The organism is Paraburkholderia caledonica NBRC 102488, from assembly GCF_000685095.1.
Taxonomy (GTDB): Bacteria; Pseudomonadota; Gammaproteobacteria; order Burkholderiales; family Burkholderiaceae; genus Paraburkholderia; species Paraburkholderia caledonica.
In genome coordinates this window covers 346,196-358,717 of the sequence record NZ_BAYE01000007.1, presented here as the reverse complement: position 1 = coordinate 358,717, position 12,522 = coordinate 346,196, and the positions used below count along the sequence as shown (strand labels likewise).

The following is a 12,522-nucleotide window of genomic DNA, read 5'->3' as shown; positions in this document are numbered from 1 at the left end:
TTAGCGCTGCTCGAATGCGACACGGCCGGCCACGATGGTCGCGCGAACGCGAGCCGGCAATTCGTAACCGAGAAACGGCGTGTTATGCCCCTGACTCTTCAGCGCGCGCGGTTCGACGCGCCAATGCGCGTGCCGGTCGAACACGCACAGGTCGGCTACGCTGCCTACCGCAACGCTGCCCGCCGCTGGCAGATCGAGCACGGCGGCCGGCGCTGCGGTGATGCGGTTGAGCGCCTTTGCAAGCGGCACACCGGCTTCGTCGGCCCACTTCACCGTTAGCGACAGAAACAGCTCGAGGCCGGTAGCGCCCGGCGTCGCTTCGCCAAAGGGCAGCAGTTTTTCGTCGTCATCGACCGGTGTGTGGTCGGAGCAGATCGCGTCGATGGTGCCGTCGACAAGACCCGCGCGGATCGCTTCGCGATCGCGCTGCTGACGCAGCGGCGGGTCGAGCCGAAACTGCGCATCGAAGTAGCCGATGTCGAGGTCGATCAGATGCACGTGGTTTACGGTGACGTCGCACGAAACCGGCAAGCCCTCGGCCTTTGCCTCGCGCATGAGCGCGATGCCCGCCGCTGACGACACATGCGACAGATGCACCCGCGCGCCCGTCACCCGCACGAGTTCGAAGATGGTATGCAGCGCGATGGTTTCCGCCGCGACGGGCACGCCGGAGAGGCCGAGCCGCGACGCCAGCGCGCCGCTCGCCGCCACGCCGCCCTTGCCGAGATAGGCATCCACAGGACGCAGCCACACCGTGTATCCATACGTTTTCGCGTATTGAAGCGCGCGCATCAACACCTGCGTATCCACCATCGGCGCGTCGGCCTGCGAAAAGCCGATGCAGCCCGCTTCGGTCAGTTCGACCATTTCCGTGATGACCTGGCCTTTCAGGCCGACCGTCAACGCGCCGAGTGGATACACATGCGCCTGATCGAGATTACGGGCGCGGAACTTCAGCATTTCGACGAGACCGGGTTCGTCGAGCGTCGGATCGGTGTCCGGCGGACAAACGAGGCTCGTCACGCCGCCAGCGAGCGCCGCGGCCATCTCCGATTCGAGCGTGGCCTTGTGTTCAAAGCCCGGCTCGCGCAGACGCGCAGACAGGTCGACGAGACCGGGCGCGATATGCAGACCGCGCGCGTCGATGGTTTGCGTCGCCTCGAAACCGGCGGGCGCGTTGCCGAGCGCGACGATCTTGCCCGCCTCGATGAAAACGTCCTGCTGCTGTTCGGTACCCGCTGCCGGATCGATCAGCGTGCCGCCTTGAATATGAATCATGAACTCTCCCTCTACTAAGCGTCGGGCGATACTGTAGCAGGGGTTTCGCGGGTCACCGACTTTGGCTTGGCGCGTTGCCGCGACAGAGGTTTGGGTCTCGCCGCCACGCCCGTCCCAGGCGTGTGTGCGTCAATCAGGACGACCGACGCTGCGTTTTGATCGCGCGGTGCAATATGTCCGCAATGTGGACACTCATGCACACGTTTCGCGAGCGCTTTGGGCACGATCTCCCAACACGCAGCGCAGCGCTGCGAAGGCTTTAACTTGAGTGTGTTCGAGATATGTAGCCGCGTACCAGCCTCTACCGCTTTGTACGCGAGCATTTTGTGCGCCATACTGAATCCGGCCGACAGGATCTCGCGATTCAGTCCAGCCTTTTGCCTAACCATCCGGCCAGGCTTGTCATGCGTGCGCCCGGCCGAACGGCTCATGCTTTGCGTGCGCAGTTCTTCTGTGGCGAGCACCGCGCAGGACGCGACAATGTTGGAGGTCGTGGTGTGAAGAAACTCACGACGCAGGTTACCGATGCGCGCGTGAAGTTTCGCCACTTGCCGACCGAGCCGCATATGGCGGACAGATCCACGATGTTTCCTCGATCTGCAACGCTGCAGATCCCCCATCCGCGCAAGCTCATTGCGGATGAATCGCGGATTGGCGATCGTCTCGCCATTGTCGAACGTGGCCCAGTCGTTGATACCGAAGTCAACGCCGCGATAATCGTCACCATTGCGCACACGGGCGCAAGCCGCCGCCGATGCCCGCAAAGTGACAGACGCGAACCACTCGTCGTTCTTGCGCATGATCGTGAGGTCGTTGGGCTTCACACTTTCGCCGAACCGATGCCGGCCACGCGCGCGGATCGACATGGCCTGCTTGCCGCTGCCCACCCGAATCGTCGCGCCGCGCGCGCCGGACTGCATGAGTTTCCAGCCTGCCGGATCCGGGTAGCAAAAACCAGAAAACCGCTTGCTGGCCTTGAAGCGCGGGAAACCCGGCTTCTGTCCAGCGTTGAGACGGCGAAGGAACGCCTGAAACGCGAGATCCAGCCGGCGCAGTGTCTGCTGGAGGGCGTGACTACCTAGCTCGACAAACTCCGGGCGATCAGCTTTAATCGCCGGCAACGCGTTCTGCTGTTCGTAATAACCGATCGATCTACCCGTCTTCCGATACGAGTCCATTCGCTCCTCGAGCGCCCCGTTGTACAGCTCACAGTGCAAGCGGATCCAGCCCGTCAGGCGCTCGGCCTGCGTGGCGGTGGGGTAGAGCCTGAAGGTGACTTTGCGGCGTTCCATACTTGCCATACCAACATGATCGAACCGTGGAGCACAAAGGAAGACAACACTAACAGATCCAGCTGCCATGCTCCTGTGAGCAAGGATTTGTTCGCTGCCTTAACGCTAATTACTCAATCGTTATTGCCCGCGACGATCCCCATCACCGCCATGCGCACTGCAATGCCGAACGTCACCTGATTCAGGATCACCGATTGCGGACCGTCGGCCACCTGCGAATCGATTTCGACGCCGCGATTCATCGGGCCCGGGTGCATCACGATTGCGTCGGGCTTCGCGAGCGCGAGCCGCTCGGGCGTCAGGCCCCAGCTCTTGAAATACTCCTGCGCCGACGGCAGCAGCGCGCCGCTCATCCGCTCGTTCTGCAGACGCAGCATGATGATCACGTCGACGTCCTTCAGCCCTTCGTCGAGGTTGTGGAACACCCGAACGCCCATTTGTTCGAGGCCGCCCGGCAGCAGCGTGCGCGGGCCGATCGCGCGCACTTCGGGTACGCCAAGCGTGGTCAGCGCGTGAATGTCCGAGCGGGCGACGCGCGAATGCAGAATGTCGCCGACAATCGCCACACGCAGATTCGTGAAGTCCTTCTTGTAGTGGCGGATCGTGTACATGTCGAGCAGACCCTGGGTGGGGTGCGCATGACGGCCGTCGCCGGCATTGATCACGTGCACGTGCGGTGCGCAGTGCTGGGCGATCAGATACGGCGCGCCGCTCGACGCATGACGCACGACGAACATGTCGGCGTGCATGGCCGACAGATTGTTGATCGTGTCGAGCAGCGATTCGCCCTTGCTCGTAGACGAAGCGTTGATGTTCAGATTCAGCACGTCGGCCGACAACCGCGTCGCGGCAATTTCAAACGTGGTGCGTGTGCGCGTCGAATTCTCGAAGAACAGATTGAAGACCGACTTGCCGCGCAGCAGCGGGACCTTCTTGACCTCGCGATCCGTCACGCTGACGAACTGGCTTGCCGTGTCGAGAATATGGTTGACGATCGCCTTCGGCAAACCTTCAATCGACAACAGATGCTTCAGCTCGCCGTTTTTCGTGAGCTGCGGGTTGCCCTTCAGGAAGCCGTAGCGGAAGCGCTCGGTGGCGCTATCGGCTTGGTCGTGAGAGGCCTGGTTCGCGGTGTTCATGAGTTACCTGCTGGAGATACGGACTTCAACGTGTGTGCGGCGGGCGGCGAGTCGCGGTGCGTGCGCACTCGCGCCCGATGCCGTGCTCAATCGGCGCGGGCTTCGGTGTGAAAGGTGAAACGCGGCTGGCCTGCGCTGCCCTCCTCGCGCGCGAGCACGAGCGTCGCGTCTGCGGGCACATCCACCACGCCGCCGACGAAGCGTGCCGCCACCGGCAACTCGCGCCCGCCGCGATCGGCGAGCACCGCCAGTTCGACCGCCGCCGGGCGGCCGTAGTCGTAGAGTTCATTAAGCGCTGCGCGGATCGTGCGGCCGGTGTACAGCACGTCGTCGACCAGCACGATGCGGCGACCGTCGACGGAAAACGGCAGCGATGTCGGACTCGCCTGCGAGTGCAGACCTTTCTTCGCGTAGTCGTCCCGATGCAATGCGACATTCACAACGCCGAAACTCGGAAGCTTCAGATCATGCGCGAGCCGTTCGGCGAGCCACGCACCGCCGCTGTATATGCCGGCGAGCACGGCGCCCTCGGCACCGTTTTGTGCCGCACCGAACTCGTTGCCATAGGCGGCACGAATCTGGTCGAGCAGCGCGCGATAAAGCGCTTCGGCGTCAATGGAACTCATGATTGTCGGAAAGTCCGTCTAGATATTGCTGAAGGATAATGCTGGCGGCTTCGGCGTCGAGCATGTCGGCACGGCCCTTGCCCTCGCGAATACCCGACTTTGCCTCTACCGACGAATAACGCTCGTCGATCCACGTGACGGGCAAATTGAAGCGGCCGTTCAACTGATTTCCAAAGCGCTTGGCGAGTTGCGTCATTTCGTGCGGCGTGCCGTCCGGGTGCATCGGCAAGCCGACGACGAGCGCGTCCGGCTTCCATTCGGCGATCAATTTGCCGACCTCTGCGAAGCGATATTCGCGGCTGCGATTCTGCACGATGACGAGCGGCCGCGCGCTCTTCGTCAGCGAATTGCCGACCGCCACGCCGATACGCTTTTCACCGTAGTCGAACGCAAGCAGCGTCGCCTCACGTCCGGCCGGCAGGCTCATGCGGCGCCCCTCATGCGTGCCCGGCCTCGCCCGACAGCATGGACAGCGAAATGCCGAGCAGCGCCAGCGCCGCTTCGAGACGCTCTTCGGCCGGAACGTCGAACACGATTTTCGGATCGGCCTCGACCGTCAACCAGCCGTTTTTCGAAATCTCTTCTTCGAGCTGACCCGCGCCCCAGCCGGCATGACCGAGCGTGAGCAGGAAACGTTCGGGACCGGTGCCGCTCGCAACCGCCTCGAGTACGTCTTTCGACGTGGTCATCTCGAGACCGCCCGGCACCGACATGGACGACGTATAAGTGTTGCCGTCTTTCGGGTCGTGCAGCACGAAGCCGCGCTCGGTTTGCACCGGGCCGCCGAAATACACGGGAACATGAAGGAGAGGCTCGATTTCGAGCTTGAGGTCGATGCGACTGAAGAGCGCTTCCAGGTCGATATCGGTCGGCCGGTTGATCACGAGGCCGAGCGCGCCGCGCTCACTGTGATCGCAAAGGTAGACCACCGTTCCTGAAAACGTCGGATCGGCCATGTTGGGCATGGCGATCAGGAACTGGTTGGTCAGATTGATGCGATCGGTACTCTTGGACATAGTTCGGATTTTAGCAAAGACAGTGCAGGATGGCGGGCTTTGAGCGTGGATTGGCGACGCGAGTCATGGAGCGTGCCGCAAGCCATCGACGGCGATTCATGTTGCACTCTATCACGCACGCGGGCCTTGCCACGGTGCAGCTTGGGCCTGCGCGCTTGCCTGCTTGTTGCCTACTTCGTTGCCTGCGCAGTTGCGTACCTGATGCGCTCGCTGCGCGGCCCTGGCGCTCGTGACGCCGGTTACGCGCCGCCCTGCTCGATTGCCCGCGTGAGCGCGCTCAGCGCCGCGCCGCTGGCCGGCGGCGCCACGCCCGCCGCCACCTTGTGCAGCGTGGCGCGCAATGCCTCGGCCGCGCCTTCCAGCGCACTGGCCGCGGGCGCGTCGACGATCACGTGCGCACGCACCGCAGGCGTCGCCACGCCAGCATGAGCGCGACGGCGCCAGGCGAGCCCCAGCGCATCGGCCAGCAGCGCAACATGGCCGAGACCGAGCGCGCAAGCTGCGGACCCGAGCCGATACGCGGCATCGCCCGCCTGGAGCGCTTCGCTCGGATCGGCCTTCTCAGGCTGGTCCGCGGCGCGCGCATGTTCGGCGAGCGCGGAGATGGCCGCGTCGGCCGTCTGCAGGAAGTCTTCGTACGCATGCGCGTTCACGCTCAGCACGCCCAGTTCGCGTGTCATGGAAGTGCGTGCGCTGAGTGACTGCGCCTCCACCGCTCCGGCTTCCCAAAGCATTTCCGATGCCTGCGTGCCCGCGACGTGCCAATCGACCGTCAAGCCGTAATCGTGCAGCACCTCGACCTGGTCGGCGTCTTCTGCGGCGGCGCCGAACAGTGCGTAATCGCGCCACAGCAGCGCGAGGGTAGCTCTCACGAGCGAGCGCTGCGCACGTTCGATGCCGCGTGCATGGTCGGCAAGCGCGAGATTGCAACGCGCGTAGAAACGCCGCGAGTCGGGCTCACCCGCCGCGCGCCCGCTCACACGCAATGCACGAGCGCAGGCTTTGGCAAGACGCCAGAAGTCGTAGGGATCGGGACCGGCGAGTTCGGTGAATACAGCGTCGAGTTCGTCGAGCGCGGCGTTAGTGGCAGCACGCGCCGCCACGCTGCCCGTATCCGGCTGCGAGCGCAGCACCGGGAGCAGCGCGCGTTCGTAGCGCGCACGCAGATGAGCCAGCTGCTCGGCCGACTGTGCATGAAACGAAACCGGCGGCACGGGGCGCGCGGTCAATGCGAGGTCTTCGAAAGCCACTGGAGAAGCCGCGGTGTGTTCGCCGAGGTCGGCACACAACTCGCGGTAATGACTGAAGAGCGTGGGCGAGCAGGCCAGTTCGCGCAGATTGTGACGCTCGAGCGCTGCACGGAAGTCGCGCAGCGCGGCACCGAACGCCGGCCGCACGTTTTCGGCCTCGGACGGATCGCCCGCGGCCAGCGGCGAAAGGCGCACGAGCACGTCGGCGAAGCGCGTGGCACTCAGCCAGCCCGCGCTGCGCAGTGCGTGCGAGGCGCGCACCAGAGCGGTAGTGCAGCCGGTGTGTTGCTCGAACGCCAGCAGCGCTTCGGCTAGCGCAAGTTCCGCCGGGCGGACAGCGCCGCCGCGCGGATTGGGCAATGCGTCGAAGGGAACTGGTGCTGCGGATCGAAGAGTCATGAGTTGGCGACGGAAAGTCGGCGGGCCGCCGTTGGGCGCCGCACGCAGACTGAGCGCCTAACGCGCGAACCGGCGACTGAACAATGGCAAATGCGCAATGACAAATGCGCGATGACAGCTGCACAGGAACAAATGCAGAACGACCAATGCGCCATGACAGACTACGCAACGTCAACCTGCGGTTGGAGACACGGCCAGCACGAGGACGTTCCGGCGCGATGCCACACCTCGGCCGGGCGATGCCGGCCGCCGTTTGTCTTCAGATCTGAACCATCTCGAAGTCTTCCTTGCGCGCGCCGCACTCGGGGCACGTCCAGTTGATGGGAACGTCTTCCCAGCGCGTGCCCGGCGCAATGCCCTCGTCCGGCAAACCGGCTTCTTCGTCGTAAATCCAGCCGCAAATCAGGCACATCCAGCTTTGATATTCCATTCTTGTATCGCGTCGTGAAGTCCGTGGAAACGGGAGCCATGATGGTACCGTGTTGCCGCCCCAATGCCTAGCAATCGCAAACGCGCAGTCCCTGTGCCCGCCGCCCTTCGGCAATGCCGGATGGGAAAAGTGCCGCTGCGTGCGGCGTCGCGCCACAGGTTAGCCAGGAAGAACGGGATGAAGCCGACGGGGATGCGAAAAAACGCCCCCGCGCCGTTTTAGGACGCATAATTGAGCCGCTTGCGCACTGACCGCGCCAAAAATACTGCTCCTTTGTAAATCTTCATGCCCAGCGACACGCCTCCGATCGTCCTCACCTTCGGCCTCTCCGATCCTACCGGCGGCTCTGGCCTGCAAGCCGACCTGCTGACCCTTGCCAGCATGGGCTGTCATGGCGTCTCCGTGCTCACCGGCTATACCGTGCGCGACTCGGCGAGCTGCGACGAAGTCAACGGGCTCGACCCAGAGGTTGTAGCGACCCAGGCGCGCATGCTGCTCGAAGACATGCCGATTGCAGCGTTCAAGGTCGGCGCCTGCACGCGCGCCGAGGTAGTGAGCGCGATCGCCGAAGTAGTGGCCGATTACGACGACATTCCACTAATTCTTGCCCCGGACTTCACTCTCGACGACGAGCACGTCCTCGCCGCCGATGAACTGCGTGAAGCTATTGCCGACCTGCTTGCGCCGCAAACCACCTTGCTGGTCGCCGACTCGGCCACCCTGCTCGCGCTCGCTCAGCCCGACGGCGACGCAGAAGCGCCGAGCCTCGACGCCGCGATCTCGCATCTGCTGTCGCAGGGCTGCGAATACATTCTGTCGACAGAAACCGGCACGCACCGGCTGGTCAATACGCTTTTCAGCGAAGACGGCCAGTTGCGTCAGGACATGTGGGATCGCGGCAGCCACCGCATCATGGGCCTGACGGACACGCTCGGTTCGGCCATCGCTGCACTCCTCGCCAATGGCCAGGAGCCGGCAGAAGCGGTTCGCGAGGCTCAGGAATATCTGTATCAGGCGGTGCGCAGCGCGTTCCGGCCGGGCATGGGCGCCTATATGCCGGATCGCTTCTTCTGGGCTCGCAGCAGCGACGACGAAACGCCGCCGGCAAGCGGCAAGGACGCGGCGCCCGGCGAAGCGCGGCACTGAGACGCGCTCTCCTCTTTTCGCCTTACCGCCCATTGCCTGTTTTGATTGTTAGCGCGCCGCCGCTCGCACGGCGTGCGCGGTAGTCGTGTGCTGCGGCGTTGACCCAATTCCTGTCTCCTGGCGGTCCGCGCATCTGACGCCATCTTTTGTCGCCGCGGCAGCGGCCTGTAAATGACGTCCCGCCCCCGAATCCAGAATCCGTCGCGTAATTAAACGTTACAACGAGAGACAAGAGCGCGCGATACACTCAGGAATCGTAAATCGTCACATTCCTATGTCATCGCCCACGTTTTTCATTCACCCGCCCAAAAGCGGGGGATCCACGGTGATTTCATTTTTCGACCTGAATAAAGCCAAAGATCAATTCACCGTATTCGAATGGACCGGCGACGGTTGGGACCGGTGCCGTGCCAAGCTACTTCAAACGCGCATTGGCGGCGGTCATCAACCGTACGGTATTCATAGAAGTCTCAAGACGCCGCTCGCCTATTGCACCATTCTGCGCGATCCGCTCGCCCGGCAAATATCGCATTACCGCTATGCACTGAACGGAAAAAACGGTGATGTTGCACGCGGTGCGAGCGTGTCGGCAACCGAAGCGCTCGTGCTGCGCGGCGCCCTTTCGCTTGACGAGTGGGTCAGCGAGTCGCTCGGCGGCAGGAATGTATTCGTGCAAATGTTGAGCGGTCATCCGGCGCCGGATGAACTCAGTCTCGGTATTGCGAAAGCCAACCTGCATCATCACTTCAGCGCAGTCGGCATCTGCGAAAACATGAGCGAATTTCTCCTCCGGCTTTGTGCCAAAACCGGAATGAAATTGCCGTTCTACTTTGAGACGAACATTACGAGCGGTTCGGCGAAAAACATTGGTCAGTTGAGCGAAAGCGCAAAACAGAAATTTATTCAGGACAATCGCCTGGATTACGAGATCTTCGAATACGCGAAGCGCGAAATTCAAAGCGACGCGCATAAGTCGGGCAGCGTGTTCGCGAATGCCCTAAATCTGGTTCACGTGATCCAGGCAGAAATTAATCAGCTCAGAATCCGTACCTTCACAGCTCGGTGGTATTCGGCTTCGACGAAGCGTTCCTTGTCAAAGTACACGGCGTGATCAGCCGTTTCGACCTCGCACCGATCAACGAATACCTGCGGTTCGCGCAGGGCGAAGCGCGAACGTTTGCCGATATGTACGACGGCTTTGTCGACTCGGTGCGCGACGGTGTCGTGTCCGGCTGGGCCGTGAACCTCAGTCGCCCGGAACAAAGTGTGCGGCTCGAAGTGCGCGTCGGCAGCGAGGTCGTTGCGAGCGGCTCAACCGGCGAGCATCGGCCGGATGTTGCAAGCGCCGGCTATCCGAGCGCCTACACCGGCTTTTCGATCGCTTTGCCGCCGGACGCGCCGGACGTATTCCATGTCGCCGTGGCCGATTCGGCAGAACGGCTTCATAACGCCGGCGTATGGCGCCGGGGTTGGCACTGCGTTTAAGCCTTCAGGAACACACAATGAAACAGCAGCTCGGCGGCCCGGTGCAACGGTTTCACGGTGCCATTACGCTCGCGGACAGGATGCGTCTTCTCCACCAGAAGCCGGTCACGATCTGGCTGACCGGCCTCTCGGGAGCAGGCAAGTCGACCATCGCGTTCGAACTGGAACGGCAACTCGTCTCCCAAGGCCGGGCCTGCTATGTACTCGACGGCGACAACGTTCGCCACGGCCTCGGCAGCGATCTTGACTTCGATCAGCACGACCGCCACGAAAACATCCGCCGTGTCGCGCATGTCGCCCAGTTGATGAACGACGCAGGACTTATCGTTATTACTGCGCTCATCTCGCCGACGCAGGCCGACCGGACGATGGCGCGCGATATCGTGGGCCCCGATAAATTTGTGGAGACATATCTGTCCGCGCCATTCGCGGTATGTGCGCACCGCGACCCGAAAGGTCTGTACGCAAAGGCGCTGGCCGGTGAAATTGCATCGTTCACAGGCGTATCAGCGCCCTACGAAGCCCCGCTCGATCCGGATATCACAATCGACACCGCAACGTTGACGCCGGTCGAAAGCGTAGCGGGCATCTTCCGGTACTTGCACGAGCATTGCCTCGCGCAACCGGCTTAGCCGTAAGGCGTTGACCGCTTTTCGTCACGCAGAAACGCAAAAACGAATAAACGCAGAAACAAAAAAAACCCGCATTTGATTGCGGGTTTTTTCTTTGGCAAGCGCACCTTGCGGCGCGCTTTTCCATGGGCTCGCGGTTGAACCTCTGTGCGAGGCGCAACCGGGGAGCAGACATGAAATTACATGTCCATGCCCATGCCGCCCATGCCGCCGGGCATGCCGCCAGGCATCGCTGCGTCTTCCTTCGGCAGTTCGCAAACAGCTGCGTCGGTCGTCAGCAGGAGACCTGCCACCGAAGCTGCGTTTTGCAGCGCAGTGCGCGTGACCTTCGTCGGGTCCACGACACCAGCGTCAACCAGGTCGACGTACTCGCCGGTTGCTGCGTTGTAGCCGTAGTTGCCCTGGCCAGCAGCAACTGCCGCCACCACGACGCTGGCTTCTTCGCCGCCGTTCGTGACGATCTGGCGCAGCGGCTCTTCCATTGCGCGCAGAACGATCTTGATACCTGCGTCCTGATCGGCGTTAGCGCCCTTCAGGCCGGCGATCGCCGTACGTGCGCGGATCAGCGCAACGCCGCCGCCAGCAACGATGCCTTCTTCCACAGCTGCGCGCGTTGCGTGCAGTGCGTCTTCGACACGTGCCTTCTTTTCCTTCATTTCGACTTCGGTCGCAGCGCCGACCTTGATCACTGCAACGCCGCCTGCCAGCTTGGCAACGCGCTCTTGCAGCTTTTCACGGTCGTAGTCCGACGTAGCTTCTTCGATTTGCGTGCGGACTTGCTTAACACGCGCTTCGATGTTTGCAGCTTCGCCAGCGCCGTCGATGATCGTCGTGTTTTCCTTGCCCACTTCGATGCGCTTCGCCTGGCCCAGCTCTGCCAGCGTTGCCTTTTCGAGCGTCAGGCCGGTTTCTTCAGCGATGACCTGGCCGCCGGTCAGGATCGCGATGTCTTCCAGCATGGCCTTGCGGCGATCGCCGAAGCCCGGAGCCTTCACGGCAACCGTCTTCAGAATGCCGCGGATGTTGTTCACCACCAGCGTTGCCAGTGCTTCGCCTTCGACGTCTTCTGCGATGATCAGCAGCGGACGGCCAGCCTTGGCGACTTGTTCCAGAACCGGCAGCAGATCGCGGATGTTCGAGACCTTCTTGTCGTGCAGCAGCACGAACGGGTTCTCGAGCACGGCAACTTGCTTGTCCGGGTTGTTGATGAAGTACGGCGACAGGTAGCCGCGGTCGAATTGCATACCTTCGACGACGTCCAGCTCGTCTTGCAGCGACTTGCCGTCTTCGACGGTGATGACGCCTTCCTTGCCGACCTTGTCCATTGCTTCAGCGATACGATCGCCGATCGACGAGTCGCTGTTTGCCGAAATCGCGCCGACTTGTGCGATTTCCTTGTTCGTCGTGCACGGCTTGCTGATCTTGCGCAGTTCTTCGATCGCGGCGGTCACAGCCTTGTCGATACCGCGCTTCAGGTCCATCGGGTTCATGCCCGATGCAACGTACTTCATGCCTTCGCGGACGATCGACTGTGCCAGAACCGTTGCGGTCGTGGTGCCGTCACCTGCGTTGTCGCTGGTCTTGGAAGCCACTTCCTTGACCATTTGCGCGCCCATGTTCTGGAGCTTGTCTTTCAGTTCGATCTCTTTCGCGACCGACACACCGTCCTTGGTGACCGTCGGGCCGCCGAAGCTGCGTTCCAGGACAACGTTGCGGCCCTTCGGACCCAGCGTGACCTTCACAGCATTCGCGAGGATGTTCACGCCTTCGACCATCTTGGCACGGGCGGAATCACCGAATACGACGTCTTTAGCTGCCATCTTCTAACT

Annotated in this window: 13 protein-coding genes; 4 read left to right on the top strand and 9 right to left on the bottom strand. The window is 62.4% G+C overall.

What is annotated here, in order from left to right; genetic code table 11:
• From BCA01S_RS17530 to BCA01S_RS17495, 8 genes are all read right to left on the bottom strand, one after another.
• Complete coding sequence (locus BCA01S_RS17530; protein WP_027778012.1) at positions 1-1,278, bottom strand: dihydroorotase; 1,278 nt, start codon at positions 1,276-1,278, stop codon at positions 1-3.
• A gap of 14 nt (positions 1,279-1,292) precedes the next feature.
• The gene (locus tag BCA01S_RS17525; RefSeq protein WP_244146008.1) at positions 1,293-2,639 is read right to left on the bottom strand and encodes an RNA-guided endonuclease InsQ/TnpB family protein; all 1,347 of its coding nucleotides are present in this window, start codon (positions 2,637-2,639) and stop codon (positions 1,293-1,295) included.
• A 44-nt stretch (positions 2,640-2,683) separates the two neighbouring features.
• The gene (locus tag BCA01S_RS17520; RefSeq protein WP_020069825.1) at positions 2,684-3,709 is read right to left on the bottom strand and encodes an aspartate carbamoyltransferase catalytic subunit; all 1,026 of its coding nucleotides are present in this window, start codon (positions 3,707-3,709) and stop codon (positions 2,684-2,686) included.
• Between the two features lie 86 nt (positions 3,710-3,795).
• Positions 3,796-4,335: a bifunctional pyr operon transcriptional regulator/uracil phosphoribosyltransferase PyrR gene (gene pyrR, locus BCA01S_RS17515; protein WP_027778010.1), complete on the bottom strand. Its 540-nt coding sequence runs from the start codon at positions 4,333-4,335 to the stop codon at positions 3,796-3,798.
• A complete protein-coding gene (gene ruvX / locus BCA01S_RS17510) occupies positions 4,322-4,762 on the bottom strand; it encodes a Holliday junction resolvase RuvX (RefSeq protein WP_027778009.1) in 441 nt (146 codons plus the stop codon). The genes pyrR and ruvX overlap by 14 nt, the downstream gene beginning before the upstream one ends.
• Before the next feature lie 10 nt (positions 4,763-4,772).
• Entirely contained in the window at positions 4,773-5,351 is a 579-nt protein-coding gene (locus BCA01S_RS17505) for a YqgE/AlgH family protein (protein ID WP_020069822.1), read from the bottom strand.
• A 239-nt stretch (positions 5,352-5,590) separates the two neighbouring features.
• The gene (locus tag BCA01S_RS17500) at positions 5,591-7,000 is read right to left on the bottom strand and encodes a FimL-related protein (protein WP_027778008.1); all 1,410 of its coding nucleotides are present in this window, start codon (positions 6,998-7,000) and stop codon (positions 5,591-5,593) included.
• Positions 7,001-7,259: 259 nt separating this feature from the next.
• Entirely contained in the window at positions 7,260-7,430 is a 171-nt protein-coding gene (locus BCA01S_RS17495) for a rubredoxin (RefSeq protein ID WP_006047743.1), read from the bottom strand.
• A gap of 285 nt (positions 7,431-7,715) precedes the next feature.
• Here BCA01S_RS17495 and BCA01S_RS17490 point away from each other — a divergent pair, with 285 nt between their 5' ends.
• The 4 genes from BCA01S_RS17490 to cysC all read left to right on the top strand — a co-directional run bounded on the left by BCA01S_RS17490 (position 7,716) and on the right by cysC (position 10,693).
• A complete protein-coding gene (locus tag BCA01S_RS17490; protein WP_020069820.1) occupies positions 7,716-8,576 on the top strand; it encodes a hydroxymethylpyrimidine/phosphomethylpyrimidine kinase in 861 nt (286 codons plus the stop codon).
• Between the two features lie 604 nt (positions 8,577-9,180).
• Positions 9,181-9,687: a hypothetical protein gene (locus BCA01S_RS39520; protein ID WP_341807738.1), complete on the top strand. Its 507-nt coding sequence runs from the start codon at positions 9,181-9,183 to the stop codon at positions 9,685-9,687.
• A complete protein-coding gene (locus BCA01S_RS39515; protein ID WP_341807737.1) occupies positions 9,684-10,061 on the top strand; it encodes a hypothetical protein in 378 nt (125 codons plus the stop codon). Before BCA01S_RS39520 ends, BCA01S_RS39515 begins: the two co-directional genes overlap by 4 nt.
• A gap of 17 nt (positions 10,062-10,078) precedes the next feature.
• A complete protein-coding gene (cysC, locus tag BCA01S_RS17480; protein WP_027778007.1) occupies positions 10,079-10,693 on the top strand; it encodes an adenylyl-sulfate kinase in 615 nt (204 codons plus the stop codon).
• A 179-nt stretch (positions 10,694-10,872) separates the two neighbouring features.
• Here cysC and groL read toward each other — a convergent pair whose 3' ends face one another.
• Positions 10,873-12,513, bottom strand: a complete 1,641-nt coding sequence (groL, locus tag BCA01S_RS17475) for a chaperonin GroEL (protein WP_027778006.1) — start codon at positions 12,511-12,513, stop codon at positions 10,873-10,875.
• Positions 12,514-12,522 lie beyond the last annotated feature (9 nt).